A 21,629-nucleotide genomic window follows, 5' to 3' on the forward strand; every position below is an offset into this window, starting at 1 on the left:
TGCCCGCTGCGAGTGGCTCCGGCGGGCCAACCAAAGACACGCATCAGATACATAGGCGGGAGTGGGCGCACCGGGCTGGCGCCGAACCTTGGCTACAACTTGCGCGGGCAAGTAAGCAATTGCGATTGAACGAATTTTGGCTTCCGTCCTGAGAATCGTGGCGCCAGGGTTCCTAACCACATGATAGTCGCAGGTGGCCTCGCGCATCGAATTGCAAACGCGACGATTACAGATACCAGGCTAGGACCGCCTTGAGCCGGGCGTTCTCGATCACCGGCAGCGCAACCACCTGGTTCATGCCGGAGCTGCGTGCCGAGGCGGCGGCGACCGATTCATCCTGCTTCAGATGTTGGGTGAGCGCGGGCATGCCGGTGGCCCATGCGCCGCCAATGCTGCCTTCTCCGCGGCTGATCCTCCGTTCCGCATAGAGTGCGGCGAGATCCGGATGCTCGCGGCAATCACCGGAGTGGAACAGCAGCGCCGATCGCTCTTCGTTCGGTACCCAAATCTCGAACCGGCGTGCGATCGGCGTCGCCTGGGCCGACAGGAATGTCACCACCCAGGTCTGGTCGCCGGTCGTGTAGGGGATGCCGACACCGCAATTGATGCCGGTCTCGGATGCGTCCTCCCAGCGCAGGAATCCTTTGGAATTGTGCAGATCCTTGATGATCAGCGGGATGCCGGCCTTCCAGGTCCGGCCGGGCAGGCCGAAGCCGCGCGGGAATTTGGTGTGGCGCGAGTTGAACTCGAACATGTCGGCGGTGCCGTAGTAGCCGTCGACCAGCGCCATCTGGTGGGATTTTTCGGGATCGTTGTGCCAGAGCTCGATGGCGCCGACATGCTTCCTGTCGTCGCCGCACAGCAGGACCATCACGGCCATCAGGAATTCGCCGGCGAACACCGGAAGCGCGACGCCGCACGTCAGCCCCGCTTCGAGCGCCTCGTCGGTTCGCTTGAAACAAGAGTCGGCGAATTCGGTCAGGATGACCGGATGGCCGCTCGCCCAGGCCTTGCCTGGAAGGCCCTCGTCATAGGCGAACAGCGCGTTCTCGCTTACCGCGTTGAACTCCGCGAACTCGGTGCTGGAGAGGCTGCCGCCGAACTCCAGCCGCGTCCGTGTTCGATCGGGCACCCACAGTTCAACAACGCGAATGAAGGTCTTCATCGCACGCACCTGCCGTCTCGCCGACGACCAGCATCGGCGATGTCGCGGCAAAACGTGCGCTCAAATAGCGGGCAAACGACGCCCAAAGTTGGTGCGAAGGCGCGATTTCGTCTCAGTCCCGATACGACGGATCGGCGCGGTCGAGCTTGCGCAGCAGCGCGGGCCAGGCGAGTTCGCCGTTGCGGGCAGCGCGGCCGGGCTTCGGCAGCATCCGCTCATAGGTGTCTTCGAGGATGTTCTGCGGCGGATAGATCAGCTTGGTGTTGCAGGACAGCGCCATCACCTGGGTCTGGCAGGCGCGCTCGAGACGGAACAGCACGTTGAAGGCGGCGGGTACCGTGCGGCCCACGACCAGGAGGCCATGGTTGCGCAGGATCATCGCCTCGTTGTCGCCGAGGTCACGAACCAGCCGCTCGCGCTCGTCGACATTGTCGGCGATGCCTTCGAAGTCGTGATAGGCGATGTGCAGGAAGCGCATCGAGGTCTGCGCCAGCGGCAGCAGACCGCATTCCATCGCGGACACCGCCATGCCGGCCGGGGTGTGGGTGTGCGCGACGCAGTCCATGTCGTGCTTGGCCATGTGGATGGCGCTGTGAATCACGAAGCCGGCGACATTGACGTCATAGTCTGTTGCGTTGAGCAGCGTGTTGCCCTCGACATCGACCTTGATCAGGCTGGAAGCGTCGATCTCCTCATAAAGCATGCCGTAGGCGTTGATCAGGAACTGGTCGGTGGTGCCGGGCACGCGGCAGGAGATGTGGTTCGCGATCATCTCGGTCATGCCGTACATCGCGGTGAGGCGATAGCAGGCGGCGAGATCGACACGGGCCTGCCACTCCTCGGCGCTCACCTGCTCGCGAACGGATTTGACGACCTTGATCGCGGGCGAGCTGACGGGGGGATTCATGGCGTTCTCTCCTTGAGATGTCTGCGAGGCCGGAGCCTGTTCGTTGCCGTGGAACATAGCAGAATCCACGCGGCGGCAAGCCGTGGCGCGTCGGCTTATTTGCAGGTCTGGCGGGCAAAAACCGAATGCGGATTGGCGTGTCGCGGGATCAATGCCACTATGCGGAAAAACAGCCGAGGCGCATTGAAATGAGCGATCGCAAGATCCGTATCGCCGTCCTGCATTTCTCCCACGAAACCGTCTCGTTCCTGCCGAACGAGACCACACTCGACGACTTCATCTATCCGGGCTCGCCGGCGAAGGGCGAGGCGCTGCTGCAATTCGATCCCAAGAACTACATGGGCGGTTTCGTGCAGGTCGCGCGCGAGTTCTCCGGGGTCGAGCTGGTCGGCATCGAATCCCCGCTCTGGCCGAAGACCTACACCGGATCGGGCTGGATCACCCAGGAGGCCTACCGGACCTTCGTCGGCAAGATGATCGCAGAGCTGAAGGAGGAGGGGCCGTTCGACGGCGTCTATCTGTGCCTGCACGGCGCGATGGCCGTGCGCGACGTGCCGCGGCCGGAGGCCGATCTGGCGCAACAGGTCCGTGAGATGGTCGGCCGCTCCGCCTTCATCGCCGCGACCTTCGATCCTCACGGCAATGAGGACGAGGCGTTTCTTGAACAGGCCGACATGGCGTTCGCCGTCAAATATTTCCCGCACTATGATGCGCATCTGCAAGGCGAGCGGGCGGCGCGCATGCTGGTGCGGGCGATCCGTGGCGACTACAAGCCGACCCACAAAACAATCAAAGTTCCCGTGATCTCGCCCACCGTGCTGCAATGGACCGGGGCGCGGCCGTGGATGGATCTCGTGCAGCGCGCGCTGGTCTGGGAGGCCCGCGAGGTCGACGTCTACGTCAACATCTTCGTCGGCTTCCCGTTCGCCGATGTGCCCGATGTCGGCATGACCGTGCAGGTCCTGACCAACGAAAACCCAAAGCTCGCCGAGCAGGTCGCGCGCGACCTCGCAGGTGCCATCTGGCGGCTGCGTGAGGCGCTGCTGCAATCGACCCGGCTGCACAGCATTGCCGAGGGCGTCACGCTGGCAAAGCAGGCCGTCGCAGATGGCAACACGCCGGTGGTGCTGGCCGATCACAGCGACCGGTCGGGATCGGCGACGTGGCTGCTGCGCGAGATCATCGCGCAGGACCTCGCCAACACGGTGATCGCCACCATTGCCGATGCCCGGGCGACGGCAAGCCTGAAGGCGGCCGGCGCCAAGGCCGGCGATGCGTTCGACATGGAGATTGGCGGCCTTGCCGACGAGTCGGCGGGCGATCCGGTTCGGATTCAGGGCATCATCTCGGCCGCCGGCGAGGGCTACGGGCAGTTCTGGGTCTGCGTGCGTTTCGGCCGCAACAATGTGCTGATCCTGTCCACCTATCTGGTGCAGGTCATGGTGCCGTTCTCGCTGAAGGCGCTGGTGCCCGACATTGGCACCTTCGACGTGATGGCAATCAAGTCGCGGGTTCACTTCCGGCGCGGCTTTGACGACAATGGCTTTGCCAAGACGATCCTGCTGGTCGAACCGGACCAGCCGTTCCTCGGCACGACGCGTCTCGACAAACTGCCTTACAGGAATGTCGACCTCACGCAGTTCTATCCCTACGGCAATCCGGCGTTCCCGGAGTGATCGTCATGACGGAAGGCCGCTATCGCCTGATTGGTTCGACCGCGTCGCCCTATGCGATCAAGCTGCGCGCACTGATGCGCTACCGACGCATTCCGCACGATTGGGTGATCATGACCAAGGCGCTGCGCGAGGCGACCGCGCATTTGAAGCCGATGCTGATCCCGGTGCTGCAATATCCTGATGGGAGCTACCGCGGTGAGACCACCACGCTGGCCTATGATCTGGAAGCGCGTCATCAGGCGCGCTCGGTCGTCCCGGAGGACAGGGCGGTCGCCTTCGTCTGCGATTTGCTCGAGGATCTCGCCGACGAATGGGCGGTGAAGCCGCTGTTTCTCTATCGTTGGTGGGATCCGGAAGACCAGGCCTATGTGTCGCGCTGGGCGGGAGAGGAATGGTCGACGTCGGACGCCAAAGCCGGCAGCCGCGAGGAAATCGAGGAGTTCCGGCAGCGGCAAATCTCGCGCATGGTCATTCTCGGCGCGACGGACGAGAACAGGCCGCTGCTCGAGGAAAGCTATCGGCGGACGCTTGCGGCGTTCGAGCCGCATGTCGGCATGGCGAACTATCTGTTCGGCACGCGGCCATCGCTGGCGGATTTTGCCTGGTTCGGTCAGCTCAGCGAGATGGCGACCGACCCGAGCCCGATGCGGATCATGCGCGACCGTGCGCCGTTTACGGACCACTGGGTGAGGCGGCTCGACGATGCGTCCGGTGTCGAAGGCAACTGGTATCCGCGTGAGCAGGCGCTCGGCGGGTTCGCCGAGGCGCTGCTGCGGATTGCGGGCGAGCTCTATCTGCCGTTCCTGGCGGCCAATGCGGATGCATTCGCGAAAGGCCTCGAGCGGCTCGAGATCAACGTATGGGGTCTGCCTTACGCGCTCGCGCCGTTCAAATATCAGGTCAAGTGCCTGCAGCAGTTGCGCGCGAAGTTTGCCGCGCTCGATGCCGGCGATCGCGCGGCGTTGAAGCCGCTGCTGGAACGCACGGGATGCTGGGCCATCCTGGATGGAGGCTGATCGATCAGGCTTTCGGAAAGTCCTTGCGCATCGCGATCTCGGCTGCATCATCAGGCGACAGGGTGTTGCTGTCGAAGGCGGCCTGACGCTCGGTCACGATGTCGTAAAGTGAGATCTGCTTGATCGGCTTGGCGAGCAGCAGCCGGATGCAGTCCGCCAGGGTTCCATTGTACACCAGATAGGGCGTCCTGTTGGCCACCCGCTCGTTCCTGAGCGAAGGCCATTTCTTCAGGTCGGCCGGCGCGTCGTAGGCAATCGGAACGCTTTCCCTGACCATGCTCGGTTCCCGGTGGGGTCGTCATCGGGAAGGCTAGCCAAGGACGGTAAACAGAACCAAAACAGCCGATGCTTACGTCCGGTGCCTGCTGCCGAGCGCGACCGCGACTGATTCCGGATGTTTGATCCGCTCGATCAGCATGTCGATGCGGTCGCCGCCCCAGAACAGCTCGCCGTTGAACACCATGCTCGGCACGCCGAACACGCCGAGCGCTTCGGCCTCGTCGACGATGCTATCGTGTTCGGCGCGGGCTGGGCCACGGACATAGGCCTCGAACGCCTCGGTGGAACCGCCGATCGCGGCGATCACGCCGGAGATATCCGACAGGTCGTCGATTTCCAGCTCGTGGTTCCAGAACCTTCGGAATACCGTGTCATGATAGGGCCGGAACAATCCCTGCCGCTGCGCAAACAGCATCCCGGCGCTGGCGTAGAACGCGTCGTAGATGCGGCGCGGGCCCTTCATGGTCAGTCCCTGCGCATTCGCGAACCGCCGCGCATCCATGTAGGAGTAGCGCACCTTGCGCCAGAAGTGCGGCGTGCGCTGCTCGACCGTGCCCATGAACTCGGGAATCCGAAGCGTGTAGGGCAGCCATTCCAGCGCGACGCCGTAGGTCTCCTCGAGCTCAAACAGCCGCTTGTTGGCGACATAGGCGTAGGGAGACTTGTAGTCGGTGTAGATCCTGACCTTCGGCTTTTCCATTCTCGTTCCTCACTGCGTGAGGACAATTGTTCCCGATCCCGCGCAGTGGCGCAATGCGGCGTGATGAAGGGGAGATGGTGCGCAAACGAGTGGGCCCCGGTGCAGTCAAGCATCGCGGGGCCCTGCAACTTCGTTTTAGCGAAGGATCTCTGGTGTAGACCAGTGGTGTTTCGGGACCTAAAAGCGCTTGGCCTTTGCGCTCTCGTCCTGCGGATATGTTCAGATTGTCGGCGGCACACGCGGCTAGCAGCTGCTATCAGCCTCAACGTGCACCGAGACCTTGCTGAGCAAGGTCGCTGGCTTTCGCCGGTGGCGTCATGCTCCTCTCCAAGGGTGGGCCGACGGACATCTGTCCGCTTTTGCTGCCTGATGGCCGATCCCATAATCGCCCGTCAATTCCTGCGACGCGAGGAGCAGCCGCTCCAACACTCCAACAGGTGCAGCCATCGAAATGCTGCGGCAGTTATGGCCTGCTGTCAAGTTAACGAGCGAGAGAATTCAGGTCAGGAATCCTGTCGCGACTTGGTCTTTCGATACTGGGTGAAGTCTGGATCGTGCGTCATTTTCCAGTAGTCGACGAACCGCCACGGCATTGCCGAGAACACGCGGCCGCTGCTGTTGCGGTAGTAGGTCGTCATGCCTGGATGCGTCCAGATCAATTGCTCATGCTCGGCATCGACGTTGCGGATGTACTCATCATGCGCGTCGGGATGCACGTCGATCGCAGCGATGTCGTTCTCGATCATCTCGACGAGGCAGGCGGAGATGTAGCGGCTCTGGCATTCCGACTGGAAGATCACGCTGCCGCCATGCGCAGGCCCCGTGTTGGGGCCGAGCATCAGAAACAGGTTGGGGAAGTCAGGCACCGTGAGACCGAGATATGCGGTCGGATTGTCGTGGCCCCACGTCTGCTGGAGGTTCTTGCCATCGCGGCCGGTGATGTTGAGGCGCGCCGCCATCTCGGAGACCTTGAAGCCGGTCGAGATCACGATGACGTCGTGCGGCCGCGATGTGCCGTCGGCCGTGACGACGCCGTCCGCCGCGAAATGGTCGATCTTGTCGGTAACGAGTTCGACGTTCGGCTTGGTCAGCGTCTTGAACCAGTTGTTGTCGAGCAGGATGCGCTTGCCGTAGGGCGGATAGGTCGGCATGCACTTCTCGATCAGGTCCGGGCGATCCTTCAGCTCGGAGAGGATGAAGTCGGCCAGCTCCTGACGATGCCGGTCGTTGCCCTTGTTGACGGCGCGCTCCGGATGCGGCCAGGCCGGATCCTTGCGCAGGAATGGCAGCAAGCCGTCGCCGTAGCGCCAGAACATGTTGAAGCGATACCACTGCACATAGAACGGCAGATGTGCCAGCAGCCACTGCGCGCCCTCGGTGATTGGATCGGAATAGCCCTTCACCGGCCGCGCCCACTGCGCGGTGCGCTGGTAGACGGTGACCGAGGCGACGCGGTCGGCGATCGACGGTACGAGCTGCATCGCGGTCGCACCGGTGCCGATCACGGCAACATGTTTGCCGTCGAGCTTGACGTCGTCGGACCACAGCGCCGAATGAATCTTCAACCCGGTGAAATCCTCGTCGCCCTCAAAACGGGCGGGCAAGGGATCATTGAGTTGTCCGATCGCACTGACCAGCGCGGTGGACTCGAAGGTCTCTTCGCCGCCCGCAGTCTTCAGCGTCGAGATCCAGCGCCGGTTGCCTTCGTCCCAGTGCGAGGCGACGAGCTCAGTCGAAAGGCGGACGTGCTTGCGGATGTCGTATTCGCGCACGACCTTGAGCAGGTAATCCAGCAATTCCTGCCGTTGCGCGAAATAGCGGGTCCACGGATTGCGGGCGCCGAACGAGAACGAATAGGAGTGGTTCGGCGTATCGACGCCGCAGCCGGGATAGCGGTTGACGTACCAGGTGCCGCCGATCTCGTCCTGCTTCTCGACGATCGTGTAGGGAATGCCGAGCCGGCCGAGCGCGACGCCAAGGGCGATCGCGCAGACCCCGGCACCGACGATCAGCACATGCTGCTGCGCCAGTCTTGCGTCCGACGGACGCTCGCGCCATTTGGCTTCGCGGGGAACGAAGCCCATCTCCTCCCGCATCAGCGGTGCATACTCCGGCGCGACGTTCTCGCCGAGCGTCGCGCGCATCATCTGCAGCATCAGCTCATTGCCGGGATCGGTGATGGCGGGTTTCGGCGTTCCGTTGGCGAACAGGTTCAGCACGGCGGCGCGGATATCGTCCTGGATCTCCTTCGGCACACCGGCGTCCGGGTCGGGGATCAGGCGCACGTCGCGCTTCGGCTTGTAGGGCGGTTCCAGCCACTTCTCGTCGCCGGTCATGTGCACCAGCACCATCAGCAGCACACGGATGTCGCCCTCGGCGATGGCGGAGGACAGATCGAGGTGTTTGCGCGGAAGCTCGATATTCATGCGTTGTCCTCAGCTCGCCGGTACTTCGGGCAGGCCGCCATAGGCGGCCCAGGTGGTGCCCGCGATGTAGCCGGCATCGACCGGCAGGTTGATGCCAGTTACGCCGCTGCTCTGTGGCGAGAGTAGCCAGGCGATCGCCTGTGCCACCTCCATGGGCTCGACCAGCCGGTTCATCGCGGTCGGGCGTGCCAGCAGGTCTTTGCTCAAGGCGCCCGACGCAATGCCGGCCTCAAGCGCCCCCGTGCGGGTGAAGCCGGGCGAGACGGCGTTGACGCGCACGCCGGAGCGGCCCCATTCGGCGGCGAGCGTCTGTGTGATCTGGATGACGCCGGCCTTGGCCGCGGTATAGGCGTGGATCGGACCCGACGTCATGCCGGCCACCGAGGCGACGTTGACGATCGCACCACGCTGTCGCTTCGCCATGCCGATGCCGACGCTGCGCGTGACCAGAAAGGTGCCGCGCAGGTCGATATTGACCTCGCGGTCCCATTGTTCCATCCGTACCCGCTCGATCGTGTGCATCTTGCCGAACACGCCGGCCGCGTTGACGAGGCCGCTGATCGGGCCGTGCGCCTTCTCGATATCGGCAATTCCGGCGACGACGGCAGCTTCGCTCGCAACATCGAACGGCGCCGGCCAAAGGATGGCGTCGGTGCCGACCAGCGGCTCCGGCGCGATGTCGACGATGACGACGCGATGTCCCTGATCGGCGAGCAGCGTTGCGGTCGCAGCGCCAATGCCGCGGCTACCGCCGGTGACGAGGATGGTGCCGTCAACGCTCATCGTTTCTTTCCTTCGCTGCTGTTGAACAGGCCATGCGTGACCAGCTTCTGATAGGCCGTGATGACATAGTCGGGCACGGCGGTGACGCCTTGCTCGGAATAGGAATAGCGGCGGCTGAGATAGCCGCGCGCGCCCATCAAGACCTGGACGATGGCCTCGAATTCCTCATCGCTGAATGTGTTGGTAGCTCCCGCGGCCCGCGCGCGCTGGAGGATCCGGACATAGGCGTTCGAGATGTTTTCGAAGTGCTTCTGGTAGCCGATCGGCGCGAAGAACTCCGCTTCGTTCAGGATGCGCAGGAACTCCGGCACTTCGCGGATGAAGTCGAAGAAGGCGCTGAAGCGCTCGACCTCCTGCCGGGCCTCATTGGCGGTGCCCGTGCGTGCATGGATGAAGCGGACCATGTCGAGACCGATCTTCGGCAGCAACTGGTCGAGGAGTTCCTGCCGGTTCTCGAAATGATTGTAGAAGGTGCCCTGCGCCACGCCGGCGGCCTCGGTGATGCGGGCAACCGAGGCTTCGGCATAGCCGTATTTGCCGACGACCTTGGTCGCGGCATCGAAGATCTTCTGCTTGGTCCAGGCGTTGCGCTCAACCCGGTTGAGCTTTGTCACCTTGGCGGATGTCGCTTCTGTCATGCATTAGCCTCGAGTTCGGCGCGGAGCACGCGTTTGAGCACCTTGCCGGATGGATTGCGCGGCAGGCTGTCGCGAATGATCAATTGCCGCGGCACCTTGAAGCCCGCGAGCCTTGTCCGGCAGAAATCGGTGAGATCGAGCAGATCGAGCTTGGCGTCATCGGCCAGCACCACGATGGCGATCGGCTTCTCGCCCCAGCGGTCATCCGGCAGGCCGATCACCGCGACCTCGCGCACCCCGGGCATTTCGTAGATAACACGCTCGACCTCGGAGGATGCGATGTTCTCGCCGCCTGAGATGATCATGTCCTTCTTGCGGTCGGTCAGATAGAGAAAGCCTTCCTCGTCGAGATACCCGACGTCACCGGTGCGGAACCAGTCGCCGAAGAAGGCGGACGCCGTCTTCTCCGGATCCTTCCAGTAGCCTTGCGTGACCTTCGGGCCGCGCAGGCATATCTCGCCATTCTGGCCGGCGGGCAGGCGCTTGCCGGTGTCGTCGCGGATCTCGATCTGGACATGGGCGATGGCGCGGCCGGTCGAGCCGATCTTCTCGATCTCGCGGCCTGGATCCATGAAGGTGTCGCCGCCGCAGCTTTCGGTGAGGCCGTAGGCATCGATATAGCGCGCGTTCTTGAAGTAATCCGAGAAGGCGCGGATGCGGAGCTCCGGCGTCTTTTCGCCGCCGCCGATCGCCCATTTCAGGCTGGAGACGTCGTAGCGGTCGCGGTTCGGGCAGGTGAGGAGGGCCGTGGTCATGACCGGCGCGAACCATGCCGTGTTGAGCTTCTCGCGCTCGATCGCGGCCAGGGCCAGCTCGGCTTCAAAGGTGCGGTGAATACACAGCATGCCGCCGTGCCAAAGCACGGCGATGCCGGGCAGATCGAGTGCGCCGACGTGATAGAGCGGACCGACCACGAGCAGCCGCGTGTCCGCATTCAATCCGAGCACCAGCGTCTGGTCGGCCGATTTCCAGTAGATGTTCTCATAAGTGAGCATCACGCCCTTGGGACGATCCGTCGTGCCTGAGGTGTACATCAGCCGCATCAGGTCACGTGGTTGGCGTAGATGCGCAGGCGCCGGCGCGATGTCAGGCACACGGCTGGTGATGCCGGACTGCGCGACTTCATCGAGCAGCACCACCGGCGCATCGCCGGTCGCGATCGCGGCAAACTCCTCGTCGGCGACCAGCAGGCGCGCGCCGGAGTTGCCGACGATGTAGCCGACTTCGCCGGCCGACAGGCGATAGTTGATCGGCAGGAACACCGCGCCGATATGGCTGGTCGCGAACACCAGTTCGAGAAACGCCGTGCTGTTCTTCATCAGGACGGCAACGACGTCGCCGGGCGCAATCCCGCGTGCGGCAAGCCAGGCGCCCACCTGGCGGATTCGCAGGTCAAAGTCGGCGTAGGAAACGTCCTCGCCGCGATATTTCAGCGCACAGCGGTCCGGTGTCCGCCCGGCATGAAATGCGATGAAGCTGGAAAGATTGATCATTTGCCGCTCGTCGGGCCAATTCCGGCGCCGTTTTCTCCCTAGATGAACTATGAGTCGTAATTCATATTTGGCTTGACGTCACCCCCCTTGCTCTGAAAACATTGTGGTCACGGAGACGGTACGATCTCCGACAGGGATTTTGGGAACGCGAACCCGACAGGGAGGGGAATATGAAGAGGACCCGGAAACCGGGCATCAGCCGGCGTTCGACGCTTGCGCTGATGGGTGCCGGAGCGGTGACCTTTGCCGCGCCATGGGTGGCGCGCGCGCAGGCCAAGACCATCAAGATCGGCATGCCGACCATCCTGTCGGGCCGCGTCGCGCAGCTCGGCACGTCTTCGCGCAACGCGGTGATGCTGGAAGTCGAGAAGGTCAATGCCGCCGGCGGCCTTGCCGGGCGCCAGATCGAGATGGTGATCCGCGACTCCAAGGGACAGCCGCAGGAAGCTGCGCGGATCGCTCGCGAGCTCGTCAATACGGACGGTTGCGAGATGCTGCTCGATGGCGAGGCGTCGTCGGGATCGTTCGCGGTTCACGAGGTCGCGCGCGATCTCGGCGTGCTCTGCATCCACACCTGCTCGGAAGCCTCGTCCCTGACGGCCGATCCCAAGCAGCACATTCCGAACGCCTTCCGCTGCGTGCGGCAGGGTATTCATGACTCTATCGTCGGCGCCGGCTACGCGGCAGGGATCGCCAAGGCCAAGGGCCTGAAGAAATGGGCGACCTGTTCGCCGGATTATGCCTATGGCCGCGACACCACCGGCGAGTTCGTGCTGTACCTGAAGAAGTTCGCGCCCGATGTCGAGATCATCAGCGAGTCTTGGCCCAAACTGTTCCAGCCTGACTACACCGAGGTGGTGACCAAGATCCTGCAGGCCAAGCCGCAGGCGCTCTATTCGTGCCTGTGGGGCGGCGATCTCACCTCCTACATCGACCAGGCCAACATCTACGCGATGTTCACCCAGATGGAGGTGTTCGCGGTCAACATGGCCGACTACACCGCGCTCACCGTGGTGAAGAACCTGCCCAAGGGCATCCACTCCGGCGACCGCTACATCAAGACATTCCCGCCGACGCCAGAGAATGCGGCGTGGGGCGATGCCTACAAGGCGAAATACAACGAGTACCCGACCAACTGGTCCTGGCAGAACGCAACCGCGGTCATGTTCCTCAATGAGGCCGTCAAGAAGGCTAATTCGACCGACGGCAAGAAGGTCGCGGAGGTTCTCGCCGGGCTCACCATCAAGTGCCCGTTCGGCGCCGACGGCACCGTCACCATGCGTGCCGACGATCATACGCTGGTCGGCTACGCGATCGGATGGGGCACCACGATCCCGCAGGAACCTTACGTCCCCGACGTGAAGGCCGGTGACTGGAAGGCCATCTTCGAGCTCGAAGCCGACTGGAAGAAGAGCAAGGGCTACACCTGATCCGCATATGAGGCGGAGGCAGCACGCTGTCTCCGCCTTTGATCTGATGTTTGTCGCGCGCCGGCGTTGCGGCCCGCCGTAATGGATGATTCTCGTGGACCTCGACGCGCTCGCCAGTTGTCTCACCAGCCCTTCATGTTTGGTGACGCAAACCACCAGCGGCCTGATCATCGGCATGCTGCTGTTTCTCGTCGCTGTCGGGCTGACGTTGATTTTCGGCGTGCTCAAGGTGGTCAATTTCAGCCACGGCGCCTTCTATATGTTCGGCGCCTATTTCGCGATGACGGCCTATCAACTCACCGGCAGCTTTGCGCTGGCGATCCTGAGCGGCGCTGCCGGCACCGCCATCCTCGGCCTGATCTTCGAGCGCGTGTTCATGAGCCGGGTCTACGGCCGCGATGTGCTGATGCAGCTCCTGGTCTGCTACGCCTTCGTGCTGATCTTCGACGACGTCGTCCGCATGATCTGGGGGCCTGAATTCAAGTCGATGGGCATGCCGGCCGCGTTCCAGGTGCCGCCGCTGTTCATCGCCGGCGGTGTGGTGCCGCCATATTATCTGCTGCTGATCGGCGTGGCGCTGGCTGCGGCCGCTGTTCTCGGGCTGGGGCTGGCACGCTCCAGGATCGGCAAGGTGATCCGTGCGGCTGCCCATAATCCCGGCATGGTGTCGGCGCTCGGCATCAACACCGGGCTGATCTATGGCGGCGTGTTCGCGCTCGGCGGCATGCTGGCGGGGCTGGCGGGAGCACTTGCCGCGCCGGTGCGCTCGCTGACGCCGGGCATGGGTTTCTCGGTTCTGATCGAGTCCTTCATCGTCACCGTCATCGGCGGCATGGGCTCGATCCTGGGCGCGCTCATCGGTGCGCTTTTGATCGGCCTGATCCGCTCTTTCGGATCGCTCGGCTTCCCGCTGTTCACCGAGGGGCTGATGTATCTCTTCATGGTGATCGTGCTGGTGTCACGTCCGACCGGCCTGTTCGGCAAGGAGGTCGCATGACCGAGTTGCAGGCCGGGCAGAGCGCGCAGCCCCTCGAAGTGCCCCGGATCGAGACCAGGCCGCAGCGCTATCGCGATGTGCTGATCGCGCTCGCGGCCTTTGTGCTGCTTGCGCTGCTGCCGATGGTGTTCGGCAGCAAGCAGCTGCTCGACTTCGTGATCCGCTGCGCAGCCTACGGATTGTTCGCGACGTCGCTCAACCTTCTGGTCGGCTACACCGGACTGATCTCGTTCGGGCATGGCATGTTCTTCGGCCTCGGCGCCTATGGTTTCGGCCTCATGATGCAGAAGACCGGTGTGCCGATCCCGGTGGCCTTCGTCGCCACGCTCGCGATGACCTTCGTCGTCGCCGTCGTCATCGGCGCGATCTGCGTGCGGCTGAAGGAGATCTATTTCGCCTTCGTGACGCTGGCGTTCCAGATGCTGATTCATTCGACCATCCTGTCGTGGCAGTCGCTGACCGGCGGCGACCAGGGACTGCGCGGCGGCATCCCGCGGCCGCCGTTTCTCGGCATCGACCTGTCGAACCATCTGCACCTATACATCACGAGCTGCGCGCTGCTGGTGATCGGGCTGTTCCTGATGCGCCAGATCGCGCAGTCGCCGTTCGGCTACACGCTGCGCATGATCCGTGACAACGCCACGCGGGCGAGCTTCATCGGCATCGACGTCTGGCGCGCCAAGCTGACGATATTCGTGCTGGCGGCGCTGTTCGCCGCGACCGGCGGCATGATCATGGCGCTGTTCGTCTCGGGCGCCTATCCCGAATTCGCCTACTGGACGATCTCCGGCGAGGGCATCTTCATCAACATGCTCGGCGGCGTGACCACCTTCCTCGGCCCGATGGTCGGCACCGTGCTGCTGTTGATCCTCAACGATACTGTTACGCGGCTGACCGAGTATCAAGGCATCGTGCTCGGCGTCGTGATCCTGTTCTTTGCTATCGGCCTGCGAAAGGGCCTGATGGATTTTGTCGTGGAATGGTTCGCGCAGCGTCGCGGCGAGGGGCGCGGCTAGCCATGCTTGAAATTCGCGGGCTCTCGAAATCCTTCGGCGGCGTCAAGGCGACTGACAACGTCTCGCTCGACTTTGCCGATGGTTCGCTCACCGCCGTGATCGGCCCCAACGGCGCCGGCAAGAGCACCTTCTTCAACCTGATCACCGGCGCGCTGCGGCCGGACGCCGGGCAGATTCTGCTCAATGGCGTCGACATGGCGGGCCGGACGCCGCCCGAGATCGTGCGCCACGGCATCGGCCGGGCCTTCCAGGTCGCAAGCATCTTCCCGTCGCTGACGGTCGAGGAGACTATGCTGGCAGCGGTCGGTGCCGATCAGCGCCGCGCCGGCGTGATGCATCGCCGCTTTCCACTGGCCGAGACGCGCGACCGCGCCGAGCATGCGATGGAGCTGCTCGGCCTTGCCGGCAAGCGCAACAGGACCGCGGCGACGCTGTCGCATGGCGACCAGAAGCTGCTCGATATCGCGCTCGCGCTGGTGCTCGATCCCAAGGTGCTGCTGCTCGACGAGCCGACCGCGGGCATGGGTACCGAGGAGCGCTGGCGCATGATCGACAAGGTGCGCGAGCTCTGGGAGAAGCAGAAGATCACCGTCGTATTCATCGAGCACGACATGGATATCGTGTTCAAGATTGCACCTGAGATCGCCGTGCTGTGCTACGGGCGAATTCTCGCGACCGGAACGCCGGACGCGATCCGCAGGAACGAGGCCGTGATCGAAGCCTATCTCGGCAGCGACGACCACGCGGGAGCGGTGGCATGAGCGCGCTGCCGGTGGTGCAGGTCGAGGACCTCGATGTTTATTATGGCACCAGCCAGATCCTGTTCGGCGTCGGCCTCTCCGTGCGCAAGGGCGAGACCATGGCGCTGCTCGGCCGTAACGGCGCCGGCAAGTCGACCACCATGAAGGCGATCATGGGGCTGGCGCCGCGCGCCGGGGCAGGGTCACCTTGCGGGGCAATTTGGTCTCCGGGATGAGGCCGCATCATATCGCCCGCGCCGGGCTCGGCTTCGTGCCGGAAGACCGCCAGATCTTTCCAGAGCACACGGTCGAGGACAATCTCGTCATCGGCCAGAAGAAGGGGCCTGATGGCGAGGACGAGTGGTCGATCCGCCGGGTCTATGACGTGTTTCCGTTGCTGGAGCCGCTGCGGCACCGGACCGCCGGACGGCTGTCCGGCGGCGAGCAGCAGATGCTGGCGATCGCCCGTACGCTGATGGGCAATCCGGTGCTGCTGCTGCTGGACGAGCCGAGTGAGGGGCTGGCGCCGATCATCGTGCAGCGCATCGGCGAGTTGCTGCGGCAGCTCCGCGGTACCGGTGCTACAGTATTGATCGCCGAGCAGAACATGCATTTTTGCCTTGGCCTTGCGAGCCACGCGACGGTTATCGACAAGGGACAGATCGTCTACACATCCTCCATCGAAGAGCTGAAGGCCAACGACAACATCCGGCAGCGCTATCTGGCGCTGTAGGGCTCTTCGACAGAAGTGGGAGGACAAATGGCCGGCGAACGCAGGCTGACGCCGACGCACGAGGCGCCGTATCGTGGGCTGAAAGTGCTCGATTTCGGGCAGGGGATCGCCTCGCCCTATTGTGCGATGCTGCTCGGGGTCCATGGCGCCGATGTCATCAAGGTCGAACCGCCGGAAGGCGACTGGTCGCGTTATCTCGGTACGACCTACGGCAATCACACGACGCTGTCGGCGGTCTACAACCGAGGCAAGCGCAGCCTGTGCCTCGACATGAAGCACAAGGATGGCATCGCGGTCGCGCAGCGACTGGCGCGTGAGGCCGACGTGCTGATCGAAGGATTTCGCCCCGGTGTCGCTGAGCGGCTCGGGCTCGGCTATGAGAGCCTGTCGCGCGACAATCCGGGCCTGGTCTATCTGTCGGTCAGCGGCTTCGGGCAGAGCGGGCCCTATTCAAAGCGGCCCGGCTCGGATTCGGTGGCGCAGGCGTTCTCTGGGCTGGTCTCGGTCAATGTCGGCACCGATGGCGTGCCGCATCGGGTCGGCACCACGATCTCCGACGTGGTCACCGGCGTGTACGCATTCCAGGCCATTGCCACCACTCTGTTCGCGCGCGCGACGGTCGGCACCGGTCGCTGGATCGACGTCAATCTCTGTCAGTCGACGTCGGCGCTGCTCGGGCACAAGGTCGCGGAGTTCATCCTCGAGGGCGGCGCGCCGCGCGCACTCAATGTGCCGGCCGGAACCTACCAGACACGGGACGGCTGGATGATGGTGACGCTGGTGAACGAGCCGCAATACAAGCGGCTGTGCGGCGCGATCGACCGTGAGGATCTCGCCACCGATCCGCGCTTTGCCGACTTTGCCCGGCGCGCCGATGCGGCCGACACGTTGATCCCGCAGTTGCGCGAGATGTTCTTGACCGAGGCGACGGATGCCTGGCTGACGCGGCTCCATGCCGCCGATATCATCGCGGAGCGGATCCTCAATCCCGGCGAATGGCTGCGCAACGCCCATGTCGAGGCGACCGGGGCCTCGGTGCGCCAGGATACGCCCGGTGTCGGCGCGGTCTATTCGCCGCGGACGCCGGGGATCGCGAGCCGGTCCGAGGATCATCTTTGTCCCGCGCCGGATGTCGGGCAGGATAGCCGCGCCGTGCTGACTGAGGCTGGTTTTGGTTCGACCGAGATCGACGGCCTGCTGCTGTCGGGCGCTGTGCGTCAAGCCAAGGGATGATGGGAGACAGGACAATATGAGCAGGGACCTCGTTCGTTACTCGGTCAGCGATCAGATTGCGGAGATCGTGCTGGACCGCGCGCCGGTGAATGCGCTCAGCATTCCCTTGATCGACGCCTTGCTGGCGGCGCTGGCGAAAGCGCGCGACGACGATGCAGTGCGCGCCGTCATCATCAGCAGCGCCCACAAGGTGTTTTGCGCTGGCCTCGACCTCGACATCGTCAGGGGCAAGCCCGCGATCGAGACCAAGACATTCCTCGAGCGGCTGTATTTCGCACTGAACGACACGCAGTACCGCATGGGCAAGCCAACCATCGCGGCGATCGATGGCGCTGTGCGGGCCGGCGGCATGACGATCGCGATCTCCTGCGACATGATCATTGCCGGGGACAGCTCGACCTTCGGCTATCCCGAGATCGATGTCGGGCTGATCCCGGCGATCCACTTCGTGCAGCTGCCGCGGTTGGTCGGAAAGCACCAGGCGTTCGGCCCGCTGTTCCTCGGCGAGCCGTTCGATGCGGCAACCGCTTTCCGCATGGGGCTCCTCAGCGAAGTCGTGCCGAAGGGCACCGCGCTGGAGCGCGCCCGCGAGATTGCGCGCAAGCTGGCGGCAAAATCGCCCATCGTGATGAAGATCGGCCGCGACGCCTTCATGCGTGCGGTCGATGCGGATTTCCGTCGCTCGGTCGAAAACACCGCAGAAAGTTTCGTTGTGGTCGCCTCGACGGAGGACTGCCAGGAAGGTCTGAATGCGTTTGTCGAGAAGCGGACGCCAAACTACAAGGGACGATAAATGGCTGGATTGTATTTCGAAGAGTTTGAGGTCGGGCGGGAATTCCATCACGAGTTCAGCCGGACCGTGACGGAGATGGACAACACCATGTTCAGCCTGCTGACCATGAACCCGCAGCCGCTGCATCTCGACGCGCATTTCTCGGAGAAGACCGAGTTCGGCCAGCGGCTGTTCAACAGCCTCTATACGCTCGGTATCATGATCGGCATGAGCGTGTATGACACGACTCTGGGAACCACGGTCGGCAATCTCGGCATGACTGACGTCAAATTTCCAAAGCCGGTGTTCCACGGCGACACGCTGAAGGCGCACACCAAGATCATCGGCAAGCGTGCCAGCAAGTCGCGACCGACACAGGGCATCGTCGAGTTCGAGCACACCATGACCAATCAGCGCGGCGAGGTGGTGGCAAGCTGCCGCCGCACCGGCCTGATGCACTGCAAGCCGAAGGCATAGCCGATGCGATCGTTCCTGTTCGTTCCCGGCGACAGCACCCGGAAATATGAAAGCGCCAAGAAGACCGCGGCCGATGCACTGATCCTCGACCTCGAGGATTCCATTGCTCCGGACCAGAAGGTCGTCGCGCGCGGAATCACGCGCCAGATGCTCGATACGCACAATCCCGAGCAGAAGCTCTATATCCGCGTCAACGCGCTTGATACCGATCTGACGCTCGGCGACCTCGCGGCCGTGATGCCCGGCAAGCCTGATGGCATCGTGCTGCCGAAATGCGCCGGTGCCGCCGACGTCAACAAGCTCGCGCTCTATCTCGACGCATTCGAGGCCGCCTCCGGCATCGCGCAAGGGTCTACGCGGATCGTCACGGTCGCGACCGAGACGGCGCAGGCCGTCCTGAAAATCCTCGACTTCGAGAACATGAGCCCGCGGCTGTGGGGCATGATGTGGGGTGCGGAAGACCTCGCGGCTTCGCTTGGCGCAACCCGCAATCGCACTGACGGCCGCTATCATTCGCCTTTCATCCTGGCCCGCGATCTCTGCCTGATCGGCGCGGCCGCGGCCGGCGTGGTCGCGATCGACACCATCGCCACCGACATCAACGATCTCGATGCGTTGAAGGCGGAGGCGATCGCCGCACGGCAGGACGGCTTCCTGGCCAAGGCCGTGATCCATCCCAAGCATGTCGACGTCGTCAACGCGGCCTTCATGCCGACGGAGGAGGAGATCGCATGGTCGGAGCGGGTGATCGCGGCATTCGCCAACAATCCATCGGGTGTCGCCAAGATGGACGGCAAGATGCTGGATAAGCCGCATCTACGCGCTGCCGAGAAGATACTGGCGTCGCGCAGGAAATAGTCAGCAGGAACCGGGCTCGATCAGCGCGCCCTCCGCGATGAGGGCGGCAATCTCCGTTTCCGCAAGCCCGGCCTCGTGCAGGATTTCCCGGCCATGCTCGCCGAGGTTCGGCGGATAGGTCCGGATCGACGGTGGCGTCCGGCTCCAAGTCGCAGCCGGGCCTGCGACCCGCAGCGTGCCTTCGGTCGGATGCTCAAGCGACTGGATCAGCCCGACGGCCGCCAGGTGTGGATCGTCGATCAGGCCGTCGAGGTCGTGCAGCGGCGCGTGCGGAATGTCTGCCTCTTCGAAGAAGCGCATCCATTCTGCCGTGCTGCGGGTCTTCATCATCTGCGAGAACCAGTCGTAGACGAAGTCGTAGTTCCGGGTTCGCGCCGAAATACTGTTGAGCCGCGGGTCTCGGTCGGCTTCTTCGGCGAGGCCGATCTTGGCGAAGAACGCGTTCCACTGCTTGTCGGAATAAACCAGCGCGCAGATGTAACCGTCGCTGGTCTGGTACGGACGGCGATCCGGCGACAGCAGCCGGGAGTAGCCGGGCGGCCCGATCGGCGGCTCGAAGCTGCGGCCGGCCATGTGGTCGCCGAGCACGAACTGCGCCATGGTCTCGAACATCGGGATTTCGATCGCCTGGCCTTCGCCGGTGCGCTCGCGATGAAGCAGCGCCGCCAGGATGGCGTGGACGGCATTGAGGCCGACGATGCGGTCGGCCATGGTCGCCGGAGAGTAGCGCGGCTCGCCCGTGATGCTGCCGGTCAGCGCGGGCAGGGCCGTCAGTCCCTGGATCAGGTCGTCATAGGCGGCCGGCCCGCATAGGGCCCGGTCTCGCCGAAGCCGTGCAGGCTGGCATAGACGAGCCGCGGGTTGGTCGCGAGGAGATCGTCGGCGCCGAGCTTCAGCCGCGCCATCCCTGCGGGACGGACGTTGTGGACGAACACGTCGGCGGCTGCGGCCAGCCGAAGCACCGCCGCGCGGCCGCCCGCCTTCTTCAAGTCGAGCACGATCGAGCGCTTGTTGCGATTGCCTTGCAGGTACATCGCGCCCATCGCGGGATGGCGCATCGGAGCGGCGTGGCGCATCACGTCGCCATCAGGGCTCTCGACCTTGATCACTTCGGCGCCGTAGTCGCCGAGGATCATGGTCGCGTAGGGCCCCATCATCACGCTGGTGAGGTCGATGATCCTGACGCCGGCGAGCGGGCCCGCCGGCGCAGATGATTTGTTTCTCGTCGGTGCCTGGCTCAATGGGTGGCGGCCAGTGCTTCGGTGAAGGCCTTGAAGACGTCGGTGCCCGGCTTGCCGCGCTTGTCGACGTCCTTCACCCAATCCTGCGCCACCGACTTGAAGGCAGTGTCGAACACCTTCTTATCGTCGGCGCTGAAGTTGATGACCTTCATCCCCTGCGACTTGATCTTGTCGGCTGCGGCCTTCTCGCCGTCCTCGAACCGCTTGCAGGCCTCGCGCGTGGTCTGCTCGCCGGCCTCGATCAGCGCCTTGCGCACGTTCTCGGGCAACGATTTGAACTTCAGCTCACCCATCGAATAGGTGAAGATCGCGGTGCCGAAGTTCAGCCCTTCGGTGCCCGACTTCAGGATCTTGCCGAAGTCGTAGGACGCTGAGCTCTGGTAGGAGAAGATCAGTCCGTCGAGGGTGCCGCGGGTCAGCGATTCATAGATCTCGGGCGCGGCCATCCGCACCGGCACGCCGCCGATCGAGCGCATCATCAGGTCCATCGCGCCGCCGGTGGTGCGGATCTTCAGACCTTCGAGATCCTTTGCCGTCTTCACATCGCGGCTGGTCGCAAGCTGGACCTGGTAGGCGGGCAGCGCGAGCGTCACCAGCGGCCGGAGCTGGTTGGGCGCGAATTCCTTGGTCTCCAGGACGCCGCCATTGTGCGAGATCTTGTAGAAGGCGAGCGAGCCCTGGCATTCGCTGTCGAAAATGCCGGGCAATTCGGCAACGGCGGTCAGCGGAAACTTGTCAGAGGAGTAAGACGGCACGATGTAGGACACGTCGGCAACGCCAAGCGCAGTGAGCTGCGCCATGTCCTTGGCCTTGCCGAGCTGCTCGGCCGGGAAGTGCTGGAACGTGACCTGACCATTGGTCAGCTTGGTGACGAGCTCGGAAAACGGCTTGCCGACGAGTTCATGGATCACGTGGCCGGAAGGCAGGCTGTCGGCAAGCCGCAGGGTGATCTTCTCTTGGGCAAAGGCTGCTGATGCGGAAGCCGCCAGCAAGGCGGTGCCAAGGCCTGCGCCGGCGAGGAAACGGGAATAGAGATTCATAATGGTCTC

General features: G+C 63.7%; 19 protein-coding genes and 2 pseudogenes. 11 read left to right on the top strand and 10 right to left on the bottom strand.

Annotation, left to right across the window (positions count from 1 at the left end):
• Nucleotides 1-226 precede the first annotated feature (226 nt).
• Together H8A95_RS00520 and H8A95_RS00525 are read right to left on the bottom strand one after the other, a co-directional pair.
• Nucleotides 227-1,165 carry a GAF domain-containing protein gene (locus tag H8A95_RS00520; protein WP_229181300.1) on the bottom strand — a complete coding sequence of 313 codons (939 nt, stop codon included), beginning with the start codon at nt 1,163-1,165 and terminating at the stop codon, nt 227-229.
• A gap of 112 nt (nt 1,166-1,277) precedes the next feature.
• The gene (locus H8A95_RS00525) at nt 1,278-2,072 is read right to left on the bottom strand and encodes a class II aldolase/adducin family protein (RefSeq protein ID WP_021080321.1); all 795 of its coding nucleotides are present in this window, start codon (nt 2,070-2,072) and stop codon (nt 1,278-1,280) included.
• Nucleotides 2,073-2,260: 188 nt separating this feature from the next.
• On the opposite strand from H8A95_RS00525, the gene H8A95_RS00530 reads away from it, so the two are divergent.
• Both H8A95_RS00530 and H8A95_RS00535 read left to right on the top strand, forming a co-directional pair.
• Nucleotides 2,261-3,748, top strand: coding sequence for a M81 family metallopeptidase (locus H8A95_RS00530; protein ID WP_229181301.1), 1,488 nt, complete (start codon nt 2,261-2,263; stop codon nt 3,746-3,748).
• A 5-nt stretch (nt 3,749-3,753) separates the two neighbouring features.
• Nucleotides 3,754-4,764: a glutathione S-transferase N-terminal domain-containing protein gene (locus H8A95_RS00535; protein ID WP_229181302.1), complete on the top strand. Its 1,011-nt coding sequence runs from the start codon at nt 3,754-3,756 to the stop codon at nt 4,762-4,764.
• Between the two features lie 4 nt (nt 4,765-4,768).
• Here the strand turns inward: H8A95_RS00535 and H8A95_RS00540 are convergent, their stop codons facing one another.
• The 6 genes from H8A95_RS00540 to H8A95_RS00565 form a co-directional block, all read right to left on the bottom strand.
• Nucleotides 4,769-5,041: a hypothetical protein gene (locus H8A95_RS00540; protein WP_229181303.1), complete on the bottom strand. Its 273-nt coding sequence runs from the start codon at nt 5,039-5,041 to the stop codon at nt 4,769-4,771.
• A gap of 72 nt (nt 5,042-5,113) precedes the next feature.
• Nucleotides 5,114-5,743: a 2-hydroxychromene-2-carboxylate isomerase gene (locus tag H8A95_RS00545; protein ID WP_229181304.1), complete on the bottom strand. Its 630-nt coding sequence runs from the start codon at nt 5,741-5,743 to the stop codon at nt 5,114-5,116.
• A 503-nt stretch (nt 5,744-6,246) separates the two neighbouring features.
• The gene (locus H8A95_RS00550) at nt 6,247-8,169 is read right to left on the bottom strand and encodes a flavin-containing monooxygenase (RefSeq protein WP_229181305.1); all 1,923 of its coding nucleotides are present in this window, start codon (nt 8,167-8,169) and stop codon (nt 6,247-6,249) included.
• Nucleotides 8,170-8,178: 9 nt separating this feature from the next.
• A complete protein-coding gene (locus tag H8A95_RS00555; RefSeq protein ID WP_229181306.1) occupies nt 8,179-8,952 on the bottom strand; it encodes an SDR family NAD(P)-dependent oxidoreductase in 774 nt (257 codons plus the stop codon).
• The gene (locus tag H8A95_RS00560) at nt 8,949-9,590 is read right to left on the bottom strand and encodes a TetR/AcrR family transcriptional regulator (RefSeq protein ID WP_229181307.1); all 642 of its coding nucleotides are present in this window, start codon (nt 9,588-9,590) and stop codon (nt 8,949-8,951) included. The genes H8A95_RS00555 and H8A95_RS00560 overlap by 4 nt, the downstream gene beginning before the upstream one ends.
• Nucleotides 9,587-11,083 (bottom strand): AMP-binding protein, encoded by a 1,497-nt coding sequence (locus tag H8A95_RS00565; RefSeq protein WP_229181308.1) that lies wholly within the window; start codon nt 11,081-11,083, stop codon nt 9,587-9,589. Before H8A95_RS00565 ends, H8A95_RS00560 begins: the two co-directional genes overlap by 4 nt.
• A 170-nt stretch (nt 11,084-11,253) precedes the next feature.
• Between H8A95_RS00565 and H8A95_RS00570 the strand changes: the two genes are divergently transcribed.
• From H8A95_RS00570 to H8A95_RS00610, 9 genes and pseudogenes are all read left to right on the top strand, one after another.
• A complete protein-coding gene (locus H8A95_RS00570; RefSeq protein WP_229181309.1) occupies nt 11,254-12,513 on the top strand; it encodes an ABC transporter substrate-binding protein in 1,260 nt (419 codons plus the stop codon).
• 94 nt (nt 12,514-12,607) lie between these two features.
• On the top strand, nt 12,608-13,510 hold the full coding sequence (locus H8A95_RS00575; protein WP_338027759.1) for a branched-chain amino acid ABC transporter permease: 903 nt from the start codon (nt 12,608-12,610) through the stop codon (nt 13,508-13,510).
• On the top strand, nt 13,507-14,526 hold the full coding sequence (locus tag H8A95_RS00580) for a branched-chain amino acid ABC transporter permease (RefSeq protein ID WP_229181311.1): 1,020 nt from the start codon (nt 13,507-13,509) through the stop codon (nt 14,524-14,526). Before H8A95_RS00575 ends, H8A95_RS00580 begins: the two co-directional genes overlap by 4 nt.
• A 2-nt stretch (nt 14,527-14,528) precedes the next feature.
• On the top strand, nt 14,529-15,287 hold the full coding sequence (locus H8A95_RS00585) for an ABC transporter ATP-binding protein (protein ID WP_229181312.1): 759 nt from the start codon (nt 14,529-14,531) through the stop codon (nt 15,285-15,287).
• Nucleotides 15,284-15,999: pseudogene (locus tag H8A95_RS00590) on the top strand (ABC transporter ATP-binding protein). Before H8A95_RS00585 ends, H8A95_RS00590 begins: the two are co-directional and overlap by 4 nt.
• 27 nt (nt 16,000-16,026) lie before the next feature.
• Nucleotides 16,027-17,232, top strand: coding sequence for a CaiB/BaiF CoA transferase family protein (locus H8A95_RS00595; RefSeq protein WP_229181313.1), 1,206 nt, complete (start codon nt 16,027-16,029; stop codon nt 17,230-17,232).
• Between the two features lie 16 nt (nt 17,233-17,248).
• Entirely contained in the window at nt 17,249-18,025 is a 777-nt protein-coding gene (locus H8A95_RS00600; RefSeq protein WP_229181314.1) for an enoyl-CoA hydratase/isomerase family protein, read from the top strand.
• A complete protein-coding gene (locus H8A95_RS00605) occupies nt 18,026-18,481 on the top strand; it encodes a MaoC family dehydratase (RefSeq protein WP_024582047.1) in 456 nt (151 codons plus the stop codon).
• A gap of 3 nt (nt 18,482-18,484) precedes the next feature.
• Nucleotides 18,485-19,339 carry an HpcH/HpaI aldolase/citrate lyase family protein gene (locus H8A95_RS00610; protein ID WP_229181315.1) on the top strand — a complete coding sequence of 285 codons (855 nt, stop codon included), beginning with the start codon at nt 18,485-18,487 and terminating at the stop codon, nt 19,337-19,339.
• Here the strand turns inward: H8A95_RS00610 and H8A95_RS00615 are convergent.
• Nucleotides 19,340-20,496: pseudogene (locus H8A95_RS00615) on the bottom strand (CaiB/BaiF CoA transferase family protein).
• 80 nt (nt 20,497-20,576) lie between these two features.
• Complete coding sequence (locus tag H8A95_RS00620; protein ID WP_229181316.1) at nt 20,577-21,620, bottom strand: TRAP transporter substrate-binding protein; 1,044 nt, start codon at nt 21,618-21,620, stop codon at nt 20,577-20,579.
• Nucleotides 21,621-21,629 lie beyond the last annotated feature (9 nt).

The sequence above is a fragment of the Bradyrhizobium oropedii genome (assembly GCF_020889685.1).
GTDB classification, from domain to species: Bacteria; Pseudomonadota; Alphaproteobacteria; order Rhizobiales; family Xanthobacteraceae; genus Bradyrhizobium; species Bradyrhizobium oropedii.